This window comes from Allobosea sp. GW823-FHT01F03 (assembly GCF_058798075.1).
Genome location: NZ_CM179505.1, coordinates 857,343 through 876,972 on the forward strand (window position 1 = coordinate 857,343; position 19,630 = coordinate 876,972).

19 protein-coding genes are annotated in these 19,630 nt (G+C 68.3%); 9 read left to right on the forward strand and 10 right to left on the reverse strand.

Annotated features, from left to right (window positions below):
• Nucleotides 1–10: 10 nt before the first annotated feature.
• Entirely contained in the window at nucleotides 11–985 is a 975-nt protein-coding gene (locus AC3RCC_RS03960) for a hypothetical protein (RefSeq protein ID WP_291649019.1), read from the forward strand.
• A gap of 52 nt (nucleotides 986–1,037) precedes the next feature.
• On the opposite strand, the gene AC3RCC_RS03965 is transcribed toward AC3RCC_RS03960, so the two are convergent.
• A complete protein-coding gene (locus AC3RCC_RS03965) occupies nucleotides 1,038–1,910 on the reverse strand; it encodes a MurR/RpiR family transcriptional regulator (RefSeq protein ID WP_291649020.1) in 873 nt (290 codons plus the stop codon).
• A gap of 98 nt (nucleotides 1,911–2,008) precedes the next feature.
• Here AC3RCC_RS03965 and AC3RCC_RS03970 point away from each other — a divergent pair, with 98 nt between their 5' ends.
• The 6 genes from AC3RCC_RS03970 (at nucleotide 2,009) to AC3RCC_RS03995 (ending at nucleotide 8,455) form a co-directional block, all read left to right on the forward strand.
• Nucleotides 2,009–3,619, forward strand: a complete 1,611-nt coding sequence (locus tag AC3RCC_RS03970; RefSeq protein WP_492257662.1) for an ABC transporter substrate-binding protein — start codon at nucleotides 2,009–2,011, stop codon at nucleotides 3,617–3,619.
• A gap of 100 nt (nucleotides 3,620–3,719) precedes the next feature.
• Complete coding sequence (locus AC3RCC_RS03975) at nucleotides 3,720–4,697, forward strand: ABC transporter permease (protein WP_291638035.1); 978 nt, start codon at nucleotides 3,720–3,722, stop codon at nucleotides 4,695–4,697.
• 2 nt (nucleotides 4,698–4,699) lie between these two features.
• Nucleotides 4,700–5,602, forward strand: a complete 903-nt coding sequence (locus AC3RCC_RS03980; RefSeq protein WP_465247503.1) for an ABC transporter permease — start codon at nucleotides 4,700–4,702, stop codon at nucleotides 5,600–5,602.
• Nucleotides 5,599–6,582: an ABC transporter ATP-binding protein gene (locus AC3RCC_RS03985; protein ID WP_492257663.1), complete on the forward strand. Its 984-nt coding sequence runs from the start codon at nucleotides 5,599–5,601 to the stop codon at nucleotides 6,580–6,582. The genes AC3RCC_RS03980 and AC3RCC_RS03985 overlap by 4 nt, the downstream gene beginning before the upstream one ends.
• Nucleotides 6,579–7,586, forward strand: a complete 1,008-nt coding sequence (locus tag AC3RCC_RS03990; protein WP_492257664.1) for an ABC transporter ATP-binding protein — start codon at nucleotides 6,579–6,581, stop codon at nucleotides 7,584–7,586. Before AC3RCC_RS03985 ends, AC3RCC_RS03990 begins: the two co-directional genes overlap by 4 nt.
• Nucleotides 7,583–8,455: an alpha/beta hydrolase family protein gene (locus AC3RCC_RS03995; RefSeq protein WP_291638039.1), complete on the forward strand. Its 873-nt coding sequence runs from the start codon at nucleotides 7,583–7,585 to the stop codon at nucleotides 8,453–8,455. The genes AC3RCC_RS03990 and AC3RCC_RS03995 overlap by 4 nt, the downstream gene beginning before the upstream one ends.
• A gap of 70 nt (nucleotides 8,456–8,525) precedes the next feature.
• On the opposite strand, the gene AC3RCC_RS04000 is transcribed toward AC3RCC_RS03995, so the two are convergent.
• Nucleotides 8,526–9,353, reverse strand: a complete 828-nt coding sequence (locus tag AC3RCC_RS04000) for a phosphogluconate dehydrogenase C-terminal domain-containing protein (RefSeq protein WP_492257665.1) — start codon at nucleotides 9,351–9,353, stop codon at nucleotides 8,526–8,528.
• 517 nt (nucleotides 9,354–9,870) lie between these two features.
• On the opposite strand from AC3RCC_RS04000, the gene AC3RCC_RS04005 reads away from it, so the two are divergent.
• Nucleotides 9,871–10,431, forward strand: a complete 561-nt coding sequence (locus AC3RCC_RS04005) for an HdeD family acid-resistance protein (RefSeq protein ID WP_291638041.1) — start codon at nucleotides 9,871–9,873, stop codon at nucleotides 10,429–10,431.
• Nucleotides 10,432–10,583: 152 nt separating this feature from the next.
• Complete coding sequence (locus tag AC3RCC_RS04010; RefSeq protein ID WP_492257666.1) at nucleotides 10,584–12,071, forward strand: alpha/beta hydrolase; 1,488 nt, start codon at nucleotides 10,584–10,586, stop codon at nucleotides 12,069–12,071.
• Between the two features lie 160 nt (nucleotides 12,072–12,231).
• Here the strand turns inward: AC3RCC_RS04010 and AC3RCC_RS04015 are convergent, their stop codons facing one another.
• The 8 genes from AC3RCC_RS04015 to AC3RCC_RS04050 are packed head-to-tail and all read right to left on the reverse strand — an operon-like array spanning nucleotide 12,232 to nucleotide 19,562.
• A complete protein-coding gene (locus AC3RCC_RS04015; RefSeq protein ID WP_492257667.1) occupies nucleotides 12,232–14,043 on the reverse strand; it encodes an SLC13 family permease in 1,812 nt (603 codons plus the stop codon).
• A 36-nt stretch (nucleotides 14,044–14,079) separates the two neighbouring features.
• Complete coding sequence (locus tag AC3RCC_RS04020) at nucleotides 14,080–15,711, reverse strand: complex I subunit 5 family protein (protein ID WP_492257668.1); 1,632 nt, start codon at nucleotides 15,709–15,711, stop codon at nucleotides 14,080–14,082.
• Entirely contained in the window at nucleotides 15,708–17,243 is a 1,536-nt protein-coding gene (locus tag AC3RCC_RS04025) for a complex I subunit 5 family protein (protein ID WP_492257669.1), read from the reverse strand. The genes AC3RCC_RS04020 and AC3RCC_RS04025 overlap by 4 nt, the downstream gene beginning before the upstream one ends.
• Nucleotides 17,240–17,590, reverse strand: a complete 351-nt coding sequence (locus AC3RCC_RS04030) for an NADH-quinone oxidoreductase subunit K (RefSeq protein ID WP_492257670.1) — start codon at nucleotides 17,588–17,590, stop codon at nucleotides 17,240–17,242. The genes AC3RCC_RS04025 and AC3RCC_RS04030 overlap by 4 nt, the downstream gene beginning before the upstream one ends.
• On the reverse strand, nucleotides 17,587–18,528 hold the full coding sequence (locus tag AC3RCC_RS04035; RefSeq protein WP_492257671.1) for a hydrogenase subunit MbhD domain-containing protein: 942 nt from the start codon (nucleotides 18,526–18,528) through the stop codon (nucleotides 17,587–17,589). The genes AC3RCC_RS04030 and AC3RCC_RS04035 overlap by 4 nt, the downstream gene beginning before the upstream one ends.
• A complete protein-coding gene (locus tag AC3RCC_RS04040; RefSeq protein WP_492257672.1) occupies nucleotides 18,525–18,818 on the reverse strand; it encodes a monovalent cation/H(+) antiporter subunit G in 294 nt (97 codons plus the stop codon). Before AC3RCC_RS04040 ends, AC3RCC_RS04035 begins: the two co-directional genes overlap by 4 nt.
• Nucleotides 18,815–19,105, reverse strand: coding sequence for a monovalent cation/H+ antiporter complex subunit F (locus tag AC3RCC_RS04045; RefSeq protein WP_492257673.1), 291 nt, complete (start codon nucleotides 19,103–19,105; stop codon nucleotides 18,815–18,817). The genes AC3RCC_RS04040 and AC3RCC_RS04045 overlap by 4 nt, the downstream gene beginning before the upstream one ends.
• Nucleotides 19,098–19,562, reverse strand: a complete 465-nt coding sequence (locus AC3RCC_RS04050) for a Na+/H+ antiporter subunit E (RefSeq protein ID WP_492257674.1) — start codon at nucleotides 19,560–19,562, stop codon at nucleotides 19,098–19,100. The genes AC3RCC_RS04045 and AC3RCC_RS04050 overlap by 8 nt, the downstream gene beginning before the upstream one ends.
• Nucleotides 19,563–19,630: the final 68 nt, after the last annotated feature.

A 19,630-nucleotide genomic window follows, 5' to 3' on the forward strand; every position in this document is an offset into this window, starting at 1 on the left:
CCTTCCGGGCATGACCACCATCGTTCTGGGCATCCCCAGCGCCTTCTCTGCCTGGGGTTTCGAGGTTGTGCGCCGCTTGGTCAAGGCGTCGCGGCCTGCGACTGAGCTGCGTCTCGTCGATCGTTACGATCAGTTCGACGAGGATCCGGATGCCGAGGTGATCGTCTGCTCGCAGTTTCCTTCGCGCTCGCTGCGCGAGGCGGCGCAGAAACCTCGGGCGCGCCTTGTCGTCTTCGCTGCCGACAGCCTGGCTGCCGTCAGCTTTCAGCGGCGCCGGCAGCCGAAACTGGTCGAGGCCTTGCGGACCGTCGGTGCCAGTGCCGCTCTGATCAGTGACTGCCGGCCGCAGAAGCGGGCGCTCTTCCTCGACGCCGCCGGCCTGACCTCGGCCGAGTTGGCGACGCAGCTCATCGCGGATCACATCGATTGCCCCATTCCCGCGGATTTCGCCGAGACATTGGCTTCCCTCGGGCCGATCCCGACGGAGGACGCGACCGGCTCTTCGCTGACGGAAGCGGATAAGGGGATCATCGCTCTCGTTCTCGACAATGCCACGGCCCATCTGCGTGATGCCGGCGTTCCGCTGAAATCCATTTGGCCGCATCGGGTGTTCTTTTCGGGCGATCGGCCAAACGAAGAGGCTCCGCTCGTGGTGGATGCCACAGGGGGTTCGCGGGTCCTGTATTACGGCCCGTATTTCCATCTTTCCGAAGGACGCTGGCGCGCCAAGCTCACGGTGGGCTTCACCAAGGAAGCGGCAGGATTGCCGTTCAAGATCTCCGCCTTCGGGCCGGAGCTGCTGGGAGAGGCCCGCCTGAGGCCGCGCCAGGAAGGGATTTTTTCAGCGCAGTTCAGTTTTCTGGTCTCCGAGCCGGAACGTCCGGTCGAGTTCCATATCCGCACCGAGGAAGGCGCGATCGAAGGACGGGTCGCACTGGCGCAGGCGGAACTCTCCCATCTCGGCGACAAGCGCCCGGCGGATTGATTTCGGCGGAGCGTGCCAGGAAGCCAAGGCGCTGGCGCTCGAAACGGATACGCTAATAGTGGAAGGTCCAGAGCAGGCTTTCGCTCAGGCCCTTCAGCGCCTCGACGGCGTCGGGCCGCTCGCGCGCCAGGGTCGCGATCAGCGCGTCGGCCACGGCGAAGGCCGCGGTTGGCGAGTTCGGCAGGAAGCTGTTGCGGGCCGGGGCGAAGAGCGTCATGTCGGCCAGCGGCACCAAGGGCGATGACGGTCCGTCGGTGAGGGCGAGCAGCACGGCGTTGCGTTTCTTGGCGAACCTGGCGAGCTCGAGCGTTGCGCGCGAATAGCGCGGCAGCGAGATCGCGATGACGGCATCCTCAGGCCCGGCCGAGAGCATGTGGCGCACGGCGCGCTCCGGCCCGCCGCGCGAGGAGGCGAAGACCACGTCGGCGTCGAGATAGAGCGCCAGCCCGTCCTCGAGGAAGGCGCCGACATGATGGCTTGCGCCGGAGCCGACGATGAAGATGCGGCGCGCCTTCAGCAGAAGGGCGATGGCGCGGTTGACGGTCTCCTCTTCCAGCGTCGCGATCGCCTCGTCGAGATTGGCGGCCTCGCCCTTCAGCGTCGTCGCCATGGTGGCGAAGACCGAGCCGGCTGCCGCGCGCGCATCGGCGAGGCCTTCGACCGGCGCGAGCGCGACCTTGAGTGCCGTCGACAATGCGGCGCGGAAATCGCCGTAATTGCGATAGCCCAGCGCCCGGACGAAGCGGGTGACCGTCGCGGTCGAGGTGCCGCTCTTTTCGGCCAGGCCCTCGATCGTCACCGTCGCGGAATCGAGCGGGCTCTGCAGCACGAAATCCGCCGCCTTGCGATGGCCCTCGCTGAGCGAGGGGTAGATCCGGGCAATGCGGTTGGCGAGGTCCGTCGTCGGCTTCAGGGCGCGTGACATGGCTTTTCCGCTGATTGACGTCGGATCATTTTCATGTTTGCTACCGCGTGAAAATAAAACTGTCAAAAACGCTCACCTATGGGAACGGAGAAGGACCGATGCGGCAGCGCGCACTGATGACCATCCTGCTCGGCGCAAGCATGCTGAGCGCGCCCGCCATGGCGCAGACCCTGCGTGTCGCGCTTTCCTCGGAGCCGACCGCGGTCGATCCGCATTATCACGACCTCACCCCCAATAATGCGCTCGCCCTGCACATCTTCGACCATCTCGTGCTCCAGGACGAGAAGCAGGCGCTGAAGCCCGGCCTCGCCACCGCCTGGGAGAATGACGGCAAGAACCGCTGGACCTTCAAGCTCCGCCAGGGCGTCAAGTTCTCGAACGGCCAGCCCTTCGGCGCGCAGGACGTGGTCTTCACCTTCTGCCGCACCCTGAAGAACGAGACCAAGGTCTCCGGTTCCTTCGCCGACATCACCGGCAATTTCGCCAAGGTCGAGACCCCCGACGCCAGCACGCTGGTGATCGAGACCAAGACGCCGGAGCCGCTGCTGCCGACCCTGCTCTCGGGCCTGCCGATCCTCTCCGCCTCGATCGTCCAGCACGGCGACATCACCTATGACGTCGAGAAGAATTGCGGCGTCACCGGTCCCTGGCCGACCGTCAACAACTTCAACGACGGCTCGATGGCGATCGGCACCGGGCCCTACAAGCTGAAGTCCTATGTCCGAGGCTCGGCGATCGAGCTCGAGCGCAACCCCAATTACTGGGGTGCGGCCGAGCCCTGGGAGAGCGTGCGCTTCCTGCCGGTGACCAATGCCGGCCCGCGCCTCGCCGGCCTGCTCGCCGGCGATTATGACGTGATCGAAAGCCCGGCGGCGCGCGACCTCAACCGCATCAAGGGCGACAAGCGCTTCAGCCATGTCATCACGCCCTCGACCCGCATCATCTATTTCCAGCTCGACGTCGCCCGCGACGACAGCCCCTTCGTCAAGGCGCCCGACGGCAAGAACCCGCTGAAGGATGCCCGTGTGCGCAAGGCGATGTCGATCGCCATCGACCGTGACGCGATCGCCAAGCGCATCATGGACGGTGCCGCCGAGCCGGCCTACCAGTTCCTGCCGACCGGCATGTTCGGCACGCTGTCGAACCCGGCGAAGATCCCCTACGACCCCGCCGCGGCCAAGAAGCTGCTCGCCGAGGCCGGCTATCCCAACGGCTTCCAGCTGACATTGTCGGCGACCAATGACCGCTACATCAACGACAGCCAGATCACCCAGGCGGTCGCCCAGTACCTGACCCAGATCGGCATCAAGGCCGAGGTCGACGCGATGACCCGCGCGATCTATTTCCCGCGCCGCGCCAAGAAGGAATTCAGCGTCGCGATCGGCGGCTGGGGCTCGAACACCGGCGAGGCCTCGTCCTTCCTGCGGCAGTGGCCGCCGACCCCGAACGAGGACAAGACGATCGGCGGCTCGAACTATGGCGGCTACAAGAACGACGAATACGACAAGGTGATCCGCGCCGCGATCTCGACGCTCGACGACAAGAAGCGCGAGGAACTGCTGCAGCAGGCGATGACCATCGTCCTCGCCGACGGCGCCTTCATCCCGCTGCACTTCGAGAGCGGCATCTGGGCGGGCAAGGCCGATCTCAAGATCACCGGTCGCGCCGACCAGTTCACCCTCGCCATGTCGGTGAAGCCGGCGAAGTGAGCCGTGCTTAGCCCGCTGGCGACAGCAAGCAACATCGTCATTCCGGGCCGGCGCCCAGCGCCGAGCCCGGAATGACCTTTCGAACGGTCGAGTATTCCAGATGACCGCCTATGTCCTGCAACGGCTGATCCAGAGCGTGCTCGTGCTGCTCGCGGTCTCGGTCGTGGTCTTCTTCGCCGTCTACGGCATCGGCGACCCGATCGAGCTTCTGGTCTCGCCGCAGGTCAGCGATGCCGAGCGGCAGGCGCTGATCCGGCGCCTCGGGCTCGACCTGCCGGTCTGGCAGCAATACCTGACCTTCATGGGCAATGCGTTGAAGGGCGATCTCGGCCGCTCCTTCGTGCATGGCGTGCCGGCGGTGCAGCTCATCCTGGCCCGCCTGCCGGCGACCTTCGAGCTCGTGCTGCTGGCGATGACGCTGGCACTCGTCTTCGGCATCCCGCTCGGACTGATGGCGGGGCTCAACCCCGACAGCCGCCGCGCCCGCATCGTCATGGCCGGCACGGTGCTCGGCTTCTCGCTGCCGAGCTTCTGGAAGGGCATGATGCTGATCCTGCTCTTCGCCGTGCTGCTCGGCTGGCTGCCGACGGCGGGCCGCGGCGAGACGGTCTCGGTCCTCGGCGTCCAGACCAGCCTGCTGACCCTGGACGGGCTGCAGCACATCGCCCTGCCGGCGCTCAATCTCGCCATCCCCAATCTCGCGCTGATCGTGCGGCTCGTCGCCGCCGGCACCACCGAGACGATGACCCAGGACTATGTGAAATATGCCCGCGCCAAGGGCGTGCGGCCGCGCCGCATCGTCAACCGGCATGTGCTGCGCAACATCCTGATCCCAGTGGTCACCGTGGTCGGCGTCGAGTTCGGCAGCCTCGTGGCCTTTTCGACCATCACCGAGACGGTCTTCGCCTGGCCGGGCATGGGCAAACTGCTGATCGACTCGGTCTACCAGCTCGATCGTCCGGTGGTCGTCGCCTATGTCCTGCTCGCGACCCTGCTCTTCGTCACCGTCAATTTCATCGTCGACGTGCTCTATGCCGCGCTCGACCCGCGGGTGAAGCTCGCCGGAGAACAGGCATGAGCATGGACGCTTCCCGCCTCGCCGGGCCGGCCAAGGCCGACACGCCCCTGCGCGAGAAGGTGCTGCGCCGGCTGCGTAACCGCCCAACGACCCGCGGCGCCATGATCCTGCTCGGCATCATGGTGGTGCTCGCCCTGTTCGCACCGGTGATCGCGCCGCAGAACCCGCATGATCTCGGCTCGCTCAGCGTGATGGACAACAGGCTCGCGCCCGGTGAGCAGGGCATGAGCGGCTTCACCTTCTGGCTCGGTAGCGACGCGCAGGGACGCGACATGCTGAGCGCCATCCTCTACGGGCTGCGCACCAGCCTGCTCGTCGGCCTCGCCTCGACGATCGGCGCGCTCACTATCGGCATCATGGCCGGGCTCGCCGCGGCGCAGTTCGGCGGCACCATCGACGCCCTCATCATGCGCATCGTCGACTTCATGCTCGGCTTCCCCTCGATCCTGGTCGCGCTCGTGCTGCTGGCCTCGATCGGCCGCGGCGTCGACAAGGTCATCCTCGCCATCGTGCTGGTGCAATGGGCGCAATATGCCCGGCTGATGCGGGCTGCGGCCATGGTCGAGCGCCGCAAGGAATATATCGAGGCGGCGGTGAATTTCGGCCTGCCGACCCGCCACATCATGCTGGCCCATCTCTTGCCGAACTCGGTCGGCTCGGTGCTGGTCGTCGCCTCGATCAGCATCGCCTCGGCGATCACGCTGGAGGCGACGCTTTCATTCCTCGGCGTCGGCGTACCGGTGACGCAGCCCTCGCTCGGCCTGCTGATCGCCAACGGCTTCGAGTTCCTGCTCTCCGGCGAGTACTGGATCGCCGTTTTCCCCGGCATCGCGCTGGTGCTTTTGATCATGTCCCTCAATCTCGTCGGCGATCGTCTGCGCCGCAGCTTCAACGTGCGCGCATGACCGACGCTCCCCTCCTTTCCGTGCGCGGTCTCAAGACCGTGTTCCATGCGCAGGACGGCGCCTGGCCGGCGGTCGACGGCGTCGATTTCAGCGTCGCCAAGGGCGAGGTGCTCGGCCTCGTCGGCGAATCCGGCTCGGGCAAGTCGGTGACCGGCTTCTCGCTGGTGCAGCTGATCGACCCGCCGGGCGAGGTCGTCGCCGGCGAGGTCATGTTCGACGGCACCGATCTGCGCGCCGCCTCCCAGGAGCAGCTGCGCCAGCTCCGCGGCGACCGGATCGCGATGATCTTCCAGGACCCGCTGATGACCCTGAACCCGGTGCTCAGCATCGGCGAGCAGATGGCGGAGGCGATCCTCGAACACCGCGCCTGCAGCCGCGAGGAAGCGCTCGCCAAGGCGGCCAAGGCGCTGGCGCGGGTCGGCATCTCGTCGCCCGAGGCCCGTCTCAAGCAGTATCCGCACGAATTCTCCGGCGGCATGCGCCAACGCGTCGCGATCGCGACCGCGCTGCTGAACGACCCCGATCTGATCATCGCCGACGAGCCGACCACCGCGCTCGACGTCACCATCCAGGCGCAGATCCTCTACGAGGTGCAGAAGCTCTCGCGCGAAAGCGGCGCCGCCGTGATCTGGATCACCCACGACCTCGCCGTCGTCGCCGAGCTCGCCGACCGCGTGGCGGTGATGTATGCCGGCCGCATCGTCGAGATCGGCGATGTCGAGACCGTGCTCGACCGGCCGCGCCACCCTTATACGCTCGGCCTGCTCAACTCCTCGGCCGCGATGACCCGGCCGGGCGAGCGCCTGCACCAGATCGACGGCATGGCGCCGCGCATCGACTCGCGCCCCTCCGGCTGCCCGTTCCGGCCGCGCTGCGAGCGGGCTCTGCCGGTCTGCGCCGAAAGCGATCCGCAGCCACAGGCCCATGACGGCCGCACGCTGCGCTGCCACAACCCCGTACCTGACCGGGTAGCGGCATGAGCGAGACCCTGTTCGAGCTGCGCGGCGTCCGCAAATACTTCCGCGGCAAGGCCAACATCGCCGAGCGCGTCCTGACCGCGATCGGCCGGCATGCGCCGCCCTCGACCCTGAAGGCGGTCGACGGCGTCGATCTCAGCGTCCGCAAGGGCGAGGTGCTCGGCCTCGTCGGCGAGTCCGGCTGCGGGAAGTCGACGCTGGCGCGGATTGCGACCGGCATCCTGCCGCCGACCGAAGGCGAGGTCTTCTACAAGGGCCGCTCGGCCGCGGCGCTGAAGGGCAAGGACCGGCTCGATTATCTGCTCAAGGTGCAGATGGTCTTCCAGGACCCTTATGCCTCACTCGACCCGCGCATGCGGGTGAACCGCATCGTCGGCGAGGCGCTTTCGGTCCACAAGCTCGTGCCGAAGGCCGAGCTCGACGGCGCGGTAGACCGGGCCCTGACCGAGGTCGGGCTCGATCTCGCCTATCGCGAACGCTATCCGCACCAGTTCTCCGGCGGCCAGCGCCAGCGTATCGGCATTGCCCGCGCGCTGGCGGTGAAGCCCGAATTCCTGGTCTGCGACGAGCCGGTCTCGGCGCTCGACGTCTCGATCCAGGCGCAGGTGATCAACCTGTTCATGGATGTGCGCGAGCGTCACGGGCTGACCTATCTCTTCGTCAGCCATGATCTCGGCCTGGTCCGCCATATCAGCGACCGGGTCGCGATCATGTATCTCGGCCGCATCGTCGAGATCGGCAGTGCGACCGCGATTTTCGCCGAGCCGGCGCACCCCTACAGCGCGGCGCTGATCAAGGCGATTCCCTCCGCAGAACGCCGCAAGAGCAGCTTCCAGCCGCTGAAGGGCGAATTGCCCTCGCCGCTTTCGCCGCCCTCGGGCTGTCCCTTCCACCCGCGCTGCGAGCACGCCATGGCGGTCTGCCGCGAGGTCCGTCCGGAACTCGCCGAGATCGCCCCAGGTCGCAGCGCCGCCTGCCACCTGCACACGACACCGAAGGCCGCATGACTACGCTCACGCTCGATCCGCCGCAGGGGCGCAGCACCCTGCCATTCACCGATGCGCGCCATCCGCAGCGGCCGCTGGAGGTCAATTTCTATCGCCCGGCCGCGCATGGCCCGGATGACGAGGTCGTCTTCGTCCAGCACGGCATGCTGCGCAACGGCGACGAGTATCGCGATTTCTGGATCGAGGCAGCTGAGAAGCATAATCTGCTGATCGTCGCGCCGACCTTCGGTAATGCGCATTTCCCGCAGCCCGAGAGCTATAATAACGGTCTCGTCGTCGGCGAGGACGGCGCGATCGCCGCGCAGGACGACTGGCTCTACGCAGTGCCCGGGCGCGTTCTGGCGGCTCTGCGCCAGGCCGGCGTCACCCGGCGCGACAAGGTGAGGCTGTTCGGCCATTCCGCCGGCGGCCAGTTCGCCCATCGCCTGCTGGCGACGCAGGCCGAGACGCCGTTCTCGGTCGTCTTCGCCGCCAATTCCGGCTGGTACACGCTGCCGACGCTGGAGCGGCGCTTTCCGGAAGGATTAGGCGGGCTCGGCTTCGGCGAGGCGGAGCTGGCGCGCTGGCTTGCCCTGCCGATGGTGATCTTCGCCGGCGATCAGGACATCGTGACGGGCGATCCCAGCCTGCCTTCCCAGGCCGAGGCGCTGGCCCAGGGGCCGATGCGCTATGCCCGCGCCCATTTCATGCTCGACTTCGCCAGCAAGGAAGCCGCCCGGCTCGGCCTGACCTGCAACTGGTCGCTGCTTACCGTGCCGGGCATCGGCCATGACGGGGCGGCGATGTCGCGCGCCGCGGCCGCCTATTGGTATGAGGGGCGGATTCCCTCGGTCGAGGAATTGAAGCCGGAGGCGATGGCGGTCGCCTGACCCGCGACCGAGCCCGGCCCGTTCCGCCGCGCTGCAGCCAGCTATGGCAGCTGCGATCGGTGCGTGACGTTCAGGTGATCCGGCGCACGCTTGCGCGGATCTCCTCCGGTTCGAACAGGCGCTTCCAGTCCGGCTTCAGGATGGTGTCCTTGCCGAAGACGATCGCCTTGTTGCAGGCGTCGGAGAACACGCCCTGAACCTCGCCGAAGGTCACGGCGGCGAGGATGTTCATGTGGCCGAGCAGGAAGTCGCGGGCCGCCTCGCGCGGCACGCCGCGCGCGATCGCCTCCTCCATCGCCTCGCGCATGGCGTCGAGCAGCGTGGCGCAGACCGTTTCCGACAGGCCGGGCTCGAGGATCGCGATCTGCTCGACCGTGACCCGGTGCGAGCGCATCACCGGCGCCCAGATCGTACGGGCCACCTCCTCGCCGAGGGCATAATGCTCCTCCGGCCCCTGCATCAGCGCGTTGACGATGTGCTGCTTGGCGGCGATGCCGCCGAAATGATCGGCCTTGGCCGCGGGGTCGGTCTCGTCGTTGAAGATCGGCGGATGGCAGGGATGGGTGATGAAATAGGTGATGTCGGCCCGTTCGGGCAGATGTCCGGCATGCGGCGCGGCGGCGTCGAGAATCACGACGATGCTGCCCGCGGCGAGCTTCGGCAGCAGATCCTTGGCGACTGCGCCGACATGGGTGTCCGGAACCGCCAGGATCACCACCTCGGCGCCGGTGATCGCCTCCTCGGCCGGCACGCAGTCGACGCCAAGGGCGTCCTTCACGCGCTGCTGCCCGGCGGGGCTGACCTCGACATGGCGGGTCTGGAAGCGTGAGCCGGCGAGGTTGCGGCCGAGGCGCATCCCCATCTTCCCGCCGGCGCCGAAGAGCGCAACCGTGGTCATTCCTCACTCCCCTGATATGGCACTGGCTGGGCGAACCTCTTGATCGGGTCGTTCCCATGGAGGCGCTTCGGCCGCCAATCCGGGATGATGACCATATGGTGATCCTTTTGCCAACATTGCGCGGGAGCGCATCTGCTGACGGCCGATACGCGATCGAAGTGGCGTGTCCGCGCCGAGGCCGGCGATACGCACCAAGGCGCCGCGTGCTCGCGCTTGCGTGCAAAGGCGGCCGAACGGGCCGATGCGCCGGGGTCGCGCAGCTGGCGCGACGTCTCGAAGCGCAGCGGCAGGCCGATCTTCGTCGCGCCAGCGGATATGCCAACCGAGAGCCCATGGCCGTGATGGCCCACCCGCAAATCGGGACTTTGTGACTAGCTTTGGGATTCCCTGCTGATCCGCCTTTTGGACAGGGCAGGCATAATCAGCGATGGGTCGCATGCGTGGTCGGTCGCTGCTACCGGTATCGTTGGATCCGCGGCGCGGTGGTACCGGCCCGGCAGGATAGATGGTGCAAATCATGGCGCAGCATTCAAGCAACAATTCCAGCCACAGCCTCGCCCGACTGGTTTCGGGCAAGCTGATCGCGCTGGGCATCGTCCTCATCGTCGCCGGGATCGCCGCGATCGCGAGCCCGGCGCTGTCGACCATGGCGGTGACCCTGTTCCTCGGCCTGCTGCTCGCCATCGTCGGGGCGCTGAAGCTGTTCCATGCCTTCTCCATCAAGGAATGGGGCGGTTTCCTCTGGCAACTGCTGATCGGGCTGGTCGAACTCCTCGGTGGGCTTCTGGTCTATTTCAACCCGATGAAGGGGGCGATCGCCATCACTCTGGTGATTGCGCTGGTGCTGATGGCGGAGGGCATCGCCCAGCTCGGCCTCGCGGTCAGGATGCGGGCGCAGAGCGGCGTCGTCTGGATGTTCCTGTCGAGCATCGTCACCATCATCGTCGGCGTCGCCCTGGCGATGCGGCTCCCTGCCGGCGGCATCTACACGCCCGGTACGCTGGTCGGCGTCTCGCTTCTCTTTGCCGGCTGGGCCTATATCGCGATCGCGCTCGCCACCAGGCGGGCGGCGGCCTGAGCTCAGATCGCCGAGCGTTCTGCCGGACGCGAGCTGGCGATCCATCCCTTTGTTCAGTCATCGGGTCTGCCCGAAAAGTGGATTCCACTTTTCGGGCAGACCCGATGCTCTAGCGCTCGGTCGGCAGCGGCAAGGTCTCGAAGGTTCAGGGCATGCGTAGTTTCATCGGCAAGACGTTGAAGCGCGGGGGCGCCGTTCTCGTGATCGTCGCGCTGTCCCTGTTGGGCCTGCGCATTTACGACACCCAGAGGGGCGCGCCGCTGGAGCCCTGGCACACCTTCGTGCCGGAGGAACTCTCGATCAAGGAACTCGACCGCGCCGGCTGGGCCGACTATCTCAAGGCCGAGGACAAGGCCTTCGCCAGCGTGCGGGCCGAGGTCACGCAGAAGCTCGACCCGGAGGAGCGGGTCCCGGTCAACCGCTATTTCGACGGCAGCGCGATCCACCCGGCCCATTTCAAGCAGGACTGGAACCGCTCCTATGTGATGGAGCCGGAAGGCAAGCCGGTCGGCGTCGCCGTCTTCCTGCACGGGCTGACGGATTCGCCCTACAGCCTGCGCCATGTCGCGCGGCAATATCGCGAGCGCGGCTTCGTCGCCATTGCCATCCGGTTGCCCGGGCACGGCACGGTTCCGGCGGGGCTGACCGAGGTCGAATGGCAGGACTGGCTGGCGGCGACGCGCCTTGCCGTCAGGGAGGCGCGTAAGCGCGTCGATGCGGCCGCGCCGCTGCATCTGGTCGGCTTCTCCAATGGCGGGGCGCTCGCCCTGATGTATGCGCTGGAAGCGCTCGAGAACAAGGAGCTGGCGCGGCCGGAGCGGCTCGTGCTGATCTCGCCGATGGTCGGGATCACCGCCTTTGCGCGCTTCGCCGGGCTGGCGGGCCTGCCGGCGATCCTGCCGGCCTTCGCCAAGGCGGCCTGGCTCGGCGTGCTGCCGGAGTTCAACCCGTTCAAATACAACTCGTTCCCGGTCAACGGGGCACGGCAGTCGCATCTCCTGACCCAGGCATTGCAGCAGAAGATCGTCCGGCTGGCGCGCGAAGGGCGGTTGACGGAGCTCGCGCCGACGCTGACCTTCCAGTCGGTCATGGACTTCACCGTGAGCACGCGGGCGATCATCACCTCGCTCTATGCGCATCTCCCGGCCAATGGCAGCGAGCTCGTGCTGTTCGACCTCAACCGCTCGGCCAAGTTCGGGCCGCTCTTGAGTACCACTTCGGACACGCTGCTGACCCGAATCCTGCCGGCCTCGCCGCGGAACTTCCGGCTCACGGTGATCACCAATGCCAACGAGGATTCCAGTGATGTCGTCGAGCGCGTGACGGAAGCCGGCGCCTCGACCGAGACCGTGCGCGATCTCGGCCTGTCCTATCCCTTCGACGTGTTCTCGCTGTCCCATGTCGCGCTGCCGTTCCCGGTCACCGACTCGCTCTATGGGCTGAAGCCCGATCCGACGGAGGATTTCGGCATCAAGCTCGGCTCGGTCGCGGCGCGCGGCGAGCGCGGCACGCTGATCGTCAACCTGGATTCGCTGCTGCGGATGTCGTCCAATCCGTTCTTCCCCTATCTGATCGACAGGGTCGACGAAAAGCTGCGGGCGGGCTCTTCCGCGGCCACGGCGGAGCCGGCGAAAAACTAGAGCCAGTTTCGCTCGGGTTTGCTCGTCGTTCCGGACAAGCCGCGAAGCGCGCCCGGCTCCGGAAACCATCGTAGATCATCGATCCCCACGATGGATTCCGGTGTTCCGCTTCGCTCCAGCCGGGAGGACGGTGCCAGCTGATTGGAACCTGCTGCAGCCTTCAGAAGCGCCAGACCAGCGGGACGTAGAAGACTGCGATGACGAAGAACCAGATCATCAGCGGCGTGCCGAGCTTCCAGTAGCTGTTGAAGCTGTAGCCGCCTGGGCCCATCACCATCATGTTGGTCGAGGTCGCGATCGGCGTCAGGAAGGAGGCCGCGCCGGCGACGCACAGGCTCATCAGGATCGGGCGCGGCGAGACGCCCATGCCGGATGCCGCCGCCATGGCGATCGGGATGACCAGCATTGTCGTCGCGGTATTGCTCATGATCTGGCCGAGGCTGGCGGTCAGCACGAAGAGCCCGGCGAGGAAAACGGCCGGGCCGGCGCCGCCGGTCAGCGCGACGAGATGGTCGGCGACGAGTTGTGCCGCGCCAGACTGCACCATGGCGGTCGAGAGCGGCATCATCGCCCCGACCAGGATCACGGTCGTCCAGTTGATGGCACGATAGGACTGCTCGACCGTGATCGTGCCAGCGAGGATCAGCAGGCCGGCGCTGACCAGCCCCGCCACGGCGGGCGGCACGATGCCGGTGGCGAGCATGACGACGAGGCCGGCCAGCACCGTGACGGCGACGCCGGCGCCGGCGCCCATCGGTACGGCCTGGCGTCGGACGAGGTCGGGCGAGTTGACGACGAGCACGTCGGGATCTTCGAGATGCAGGTCGAGCGCCTTCCAGCTGCCTTCCAGCAGGATGGTGTCGCCGGCCTGCAGCACGTCTCCCGTTTCGAGATCGACACCGCCGCGCTGCACCGCCAGCACCACGAGGTCGCCGCTATCGGTGATCATGCCCGGTAACATCGGCCGGCCGATCAGGGCGGAGCGCGGCGGGATGACGACCTCGGCGAGGCCGGAGCGGCGGTTGAACAGGCTCGGCCCGGTTTCGTCCTCGGCCCCCTCCTCGCGCAGGGCGAGATGCTTCTCGGCGGCGAGATTGGCGATCGCTTCGGCCTCGCCCTTCACCAGGAGATAGTCGCCGACGGAAATGGCGGGTGCGCGCAAGGGCTTGCCGGTGGCGCCTTCCTGGGCGGCGATCAGCTGGAGACGCGGATCGCCGGTGAGATCGAGCTCGGTGGGCGCCTTGCCGAGATAGAGCGAGGTCGCGCGCACGCGCAGGCGGAAGACGCCGTCGCTGAGCCCGTAATGCTCGACCAGCGTTTGGGCGTGGCGGCTGAAATCCGCGGGCAGCCGGGCGCTGCTCTGCGCCGGCAGCAGGTGTTTTCCGAGCAGGAGGATGATCAGCATCGTGCCGGCGAGCAGCGGCAGGCCGACCAGAGCGAACTCGGCGAAGGCGAAGCCCTTCATGCCGGCATCCTCGAGCGCTTCCGAGACGAGGATGTTCTTCGGCGCGCCGGTGAGCAGCAGGTTCGAACCGGCATGGGCGGCGAAGGCGAGCGGCATCAGGAGCTGCGAGGGCGACTGGCGCAGGCGGATCGCCGCCATCACCACGACCGGCATCAGCGCCGCGACCGCGCCGCCGCCGCTGATCAGGGCGCTGAGGCAGCCGACCGCCGCCATGATGATGATCAGCAGGCGGGTGCTCCTGTTCTCGCCGGCCTTGGCGATGAGCAGCTGACCGGCCCAGGCGGTGACGCCGGTCTTCTCCAGCGCGGCGCTGACGATGAACAGGCTGGCGATGAAGAGCACGGCGCGATCGCCGAAGCCGGCCATCGCCTGTTCGAGCGTGACGGCACCGGTCGCCCAGAGCGCCAGCGCGGCACCGATGGCGACGATGATCACCGGCAGCCTGTTCCAGGCGAACAGGGCGATCGTGATCGCGGTGACGACGGCTGTGCTCTCGATCGGGGTCAAATCGGCTCTGGTCCTGTACTTGCTCTGCGCGGTCCGTCAGGCCTGGAGCATCAAGGCGCCGCCAATGAGGATGGCGAGCGCCAGCAGCAACAGCCCGGCCACCGGCCAGCGGCGCAGATGAGCATCGGCCCGCTCGACGAAAGCGGCAAGACGGGCAATGGCGGGCGTCCCCGCTTCGGCGAGGACGACGATATCGCCTTCCGGGATGGCTCCCTGCAGGCGTTCAAAACGCCGGACGAGCAGCAAGGCGAGGGTGCCGAGCAGCATCGGCCAGATCAGCTTCCAGAGCGCGTCGGGCTGGATCAGGCTCGCCAGCGGCTCTCCGGAAATCGCCGGGTAGAGCGACCAGGGCAGGATCAGCGAGGCGGCGGCGACCGCGAGCCAGGGGACGAGCTGTCCAGCCGGTGCGATGGAGGCGGGATTGTCCCTGACATCGCGGGCGACAATCAGGGTGAAATGCAGCATCAGCATCGTGCTGCCGGCGCCGGCCAGCGCCATGGCGTGGCTGACGAGCCCGTATCCGAGCATCGGCTTGCTCGCGAGCTTGGCCAGTGCACCGCTGGTCAGCGGCATGCCGCCGAGGCTGAGCGCGAGGACGGCGGTCAGCAGGAGCATCGGCCTCAGCCGCTGCCCGCCCGTCGCGGCGAGGACGCCGACGGCGAGGAAGAGCGCGCCTTTCACCAGCGTGTGATGGACGGCGTAATAGGCGACGAGGCTGGTCGCGCCCGGGTCGGCGTTTTCCAGCCCGGTGCCGAGCAGTACGGCGAGCAGGCCCATCTGGCTGACCGTGGAATAGGCCAGGATGGTCTTGGCGCGTGTCTGGGTGACGCCGACGATCGCGGCGTAATAGGCGGTGACGAAGCCGGCGCCGATCAGCAGCGTGCCCCAGAAAGGCAGGCCGGCCTCGAAAGGCAGGAAGCGGATCAGCCCGATCGCGCCGGCCTTGACCACGACGCCGCTGAGCACCGCCGAAGCCGGCATCGGCGCGGCCGGATGGGCGAGCGGCAGCCAGACATGCAGCGGGACGAGGCCGAGCTTCAGGGCGAAGCCGAGCACCAGCAGGGTGACGATCGCATCGCGCAGCGGCGCGGCGGGCAAGGTTGCGACCACGTCCCGGATCGCCGGGTTGGGGTCGGGATGGCCGGCGGCGAGCATAACGAAGGCGAGCAGCAGGAAGGCCTCGGCGAGCAGCGCCAGCACGACATAGACGGTTCCGGCCCGGTGGGCCCGCGCGGTCTGCTCATGGACGATCAGCCCGTAGGCAGCGAGGCTCGCCAGGGTGAAGAGCAGGTAGAAATTGGCGATGTCGCGGACGATGAACAGGCCGAGGCTGCCGGCGAGGGTCAAGAGCCACCAGACCGCGAACCCGGCCCTGGCCGGATCGCTGCGCATATAGGAGGCGGCGAAGGCGCCGGCGGCGCTCCACAGCAAGGCGGCGCCGCCGAGCAGGATGGCGCCAGGGCGGTCGAGCATCAGCGACAGGCGCAAGGGCGGCGGGAACAGGGCCGAGGTCCCATCCGGCACCAGAAGCGCGGCGAGCAGCGCGGGGAGCGGTGCGAAGACGAGCAGGGACGGTGCCCGCGCCCGGAAACCGCCGGACAAGCAAAGGGCCGCCATGGCCAGCGGCAGCAGGATGGTCGCGGCGAGGAGCGAGCCGGAGGCGGTCATGGCGCCACCGCCGTCGCAAGGCCGGAACGGCCGATCTGCAGGAGACCGAAGGGCTCGAGTGGGATGAAGCCGAGCAGGACTGCCGCCACGGCGAGGGCGAGCGCCGTCATCTCGAGACGTCGCGGGATCGGCCTTTGCACGGCGAGCGGCGTGGCGGGGCTGGCGAGGGCGGTGTTGATCACCCGGAAGACATAGCCGCCGGCGAGCAGGCCGCCGGCCAGGATGGTGGCGGCCAGCCAGGGATGGCCGTTGATCACGGCCGCGGTCAGCAGCAGGCATTTGGCGATGAAGCCGCCGCTCGGCGGAATGCCCATCAGCGAGAGGCCGGCGAGGCCGAAGGCGGCGGCGCTGAGCGGCAGGGCGCGGCCGAAACCGCCGAGACCGGCGATGCGGTCATGGCCGAAAGCCTCGGCGACGACGCCTGCCGCCAGGAACATCGCGGCCTTGGCGAGCGCATGCGAGACGAGCTGGAGCGTGCCGCCGGTCCAGGCGATGGTCTCCCAGGGCGGTGTCCCGTCCGGCCCCGAGGCGAGCGGGAAGACGATGAAGAGATAGCCGATCTGCGCCACCGTCGAATAGGCGATCATCAGCTTCAGCCGCGCCTGCCTGAGCGCCATGACGCTGCAGAACAGGATGGAGGAAGCCCCGAGCACGGCGAGGAACTGTCCGGCGAAGGCTGCCGCCTCCGGCGGCGCGATATCGAGCACGAGCCGCAGGATCAGGAAGACCGGCGCCTTGATCACCAGCGCCGAGAGCACGGCGCTCGCGGCCGCCGGGGCCCCCGCATGGGCGGGCGGCAGCCATAGATGCAGCGGGAACAGGGCCGCCTTGGCGAGCAGCCCGGCGATCATCAGCGCCAGCGCGACCGACAGGGCCGGGCCGCCATCGCTCAGCCCGGACAGGATCCTGATGTCGAGCGTGCCGAAGGCGCCATAGATCAGGCCGACGCCGAGCAGATAGAGCAGCGATCCGAGCAGCGCGAACATCAGATAGCGCAGCGCTGCCGCCATGGTCTCGGCCCGGCCGTCGAGGCAGACCAGCGGCACGGCGGCGAAGGTCAGCAGCTCCAGCGCGACATAGAGGTTGAACAGGTCCTCGCCGAGGAAGACGGCGTTCAGCGCGCTCCAGGTCGCGAGCAGCAGGGCCCAGAAGGTCGTCGCTGCCCGGCCATCGCGGGTCTCGGGCGAAAGATCCTGCATGCCTCGCGCGAACAGGCCGGTTGCCGAGATCACCAGCGCGGTCATCGCGATCAGCGCGGCGGAAAGCCCGTCGGCGCGCAGGGCGATGCCGAGCGGGGGCTGCCAGCCGCCGACGACATAGGTCAGCGCATCGCCGGTGCGCAGGAGTTCGGCGAGGATCGCGATAGCGACGGCAAGCCCTGCCGCCATGCTGGCGAGGGCAACCTGCCTCGCGCGGTGCGGCGCGAGCGCCAGGATCGCCAGCACGCCGATGACCGGCAAGGTCAGCGCCAGCACGAGCAAATAGCCGCCCGGGGTCGTGACATGGACAGGGGCGAGGGCGAGCGGCGTCATGACTCGGCTCGCGGCGTTTCGCCGGCTGCCGGCTGCTCGAGGCTTTCCCGGCCGGTGAGATCGAACAGGCGCCGCAGCAGCGCCACGGCGAGCGCGCTGGCCGAGAAGGCGACGACGATGCCGGTGATCACCATGGCCTGCGGGACGGGGTCGCCCGGCAGGCCGGCCGCGGCGCCGCGGCGCGCCACAGCCCCGAAGACCATGAAGATGCCGGCGCCGAGGATATTGAAGCCGACCAGCCGACGCAGCAGGCCGGGATGGGCGATCACGACGAACAGGCCGATGCCGGCGAGCGCCGCGCCGCACAGGCCGAACAGTGTGGCGCTGTCGAAGATGGCGGCGGTCACGGTGCCGGCGCCCTGCTGGACGGCCCGGCGACGAGCAGGCCGAGCGCCAAGGCGATCGCGATCGTCAGGGCGGCTTCGATGCCGACGATCAGCGCCTTGGCCAGGGGCTCGGGATAGGCGAGGAAGTCGCCGGCGACGGCAAAGCCGAGGAAGCCGATGGCGAAGAACAGCGCTGGCCCGCCGACCAGGAGCAGCCGCAGCAATCTGCTGCGCGTTTCGGGCGCCGGACTGAGCCCGGCCAGCATGACGAGCAGCCACATCGCCGCGAGGATGCTGCCGGCCTGGAAGGTGCCGCCCGGCGCGTCGGCGCCGACCCAGACCATGTAGACCGCAATCAGCACCCCGAAGGGCGGCAGGGTGCGGGCGAGATAGAGCAGCGGCTGCGGCGGGTTCGCTTCCTTCAGCGCTGGCGCGCCGCCCCAGAGATGATCGGGGGTGAGCGCCCAGACGCCGAGCAAGGCGAGCAGCACGACGACCTTTTCGAGCAGCGTGTCCAGTGCCCGGTAGGCGAGCAGCACCGCCGTCACCGGGTTGCCGAGCCCGGTCGCGTCGATCGCCGCGAGCGCCGGCGGCGCCAGCGTCGGTGCCGGCGAGGGAAAGGCGAGCACAGCGACGCCAAGGCCGAGGGCGACCGCGGCGCTGGCCAAAGCCGCGACGATGGTCGTGGCAGCATTGCTCCGACGGCGGGCACTGCCCGCCTGCCGGCCGCGGCGCAGATGCGCTTCGGCGCGCAGCAGCAGCAGGCCGGTGATGCCGCCGCCGATCGCCGCCTCGGTCAGCGCGACGTCGATCGCCCCGAGACGGGTCCAGGCTAGGCCGAGCAGCAGCCCGAAGGCGATGAAGGCGATGATCGCATTGCGGTCATCGCCGGTGCGGGCGACATGGATGGCCAGCACGATGAGCCAGGCGACGAGCGCGAGGTCGAGGAGCAGGTTCATCGGCCGGACTTGCGGCGATGGAGGGCGCCGGCGATCAGCTGGCTCGCGGTCGCGGCCGAAAGCTGGGCGAGCAGCCAGACGCAGACCAGTTTCAGCCCGCCGGCGATGCTGTCGACCTGGGGCAAGAGCCCGAGCACGATCAGGCCGAGGCCGAGATTATCGGCCTTGCTGAGCGCGTGCAGCCGGCTCAGCGTGTCGGGAAAGCGTAGCAGGCCGAGCGTTCCGGCGAGGAAGAGCAGCGCGCCGCCGGCAACCATGACGAGGGTAAGGAGATCGGCGAGCGTGCTCATGGCTCGTCGCCCTTCGGCGCGGCAGCGTCGGCGGCCTCATCCGATTGGCCGAGGGTGAAGGCGGCGCAGGAGAAGGCGGCAAGCAGCATCAGCAGCAGCGCGACATCGGTCATCGCCGAGGTATTCGAGGCGGCGCCGAGCAGGAGCAAAGCAGCGGCGGCGCCGGTTCCGAGCAATTGCACCGCCATCATGCGTTCGACCGCGAGCTCCGAGCGCAGCACCCTGAACAGGCCGAGCGCCGTGACGGCCAGGATGAAAAGCGCCGCCCCGGTGAGGAATTCAGCCATTGCGGCCTCCGTCCTGCAAGGTCTCGCAGAAGGCGGCTTCGTCGGCGGCGAGCTGTTCGGCCACAGGCTCGCGCAGGTCGAGGCAGTGGATGTGGAGCGTGCCGTCGGCCTCGGCCGCGACCGGCAGCTTGCCGGGTTGCAGGCTCATCACCGCGCAGCAGGCCTGGCGCGCCATGCCGGCGGGCAGGGCGGTCCGGTAGGTGACGAAGCCCGGCTGCAGCGGGGGCACGGGCGCGAAGGCGCGGCGCGCGACATCGATGCCGGCCGCAACCGATTGGGGCAGGAAGCGAACGAGGAAGCGCAGCACGCCGGGAAAGGATAGACTGCCACGCGCCGGCCAGAGAACCGTGCTCGTCCAGACCGCCGCCGCGGCTGCGACGACCCCGACCGGCAGGTCCTTCATGGCGGGTCCCATCAGGACCAGCCACAGCGCGAGAAAGCCGGCCCCGCGGGTCAAGAACACATGCCTCGGGGTGGAGTTCTCGGGCATCGATGCCGTTTCTCGCGAGCCTTCATGCCGGCGCG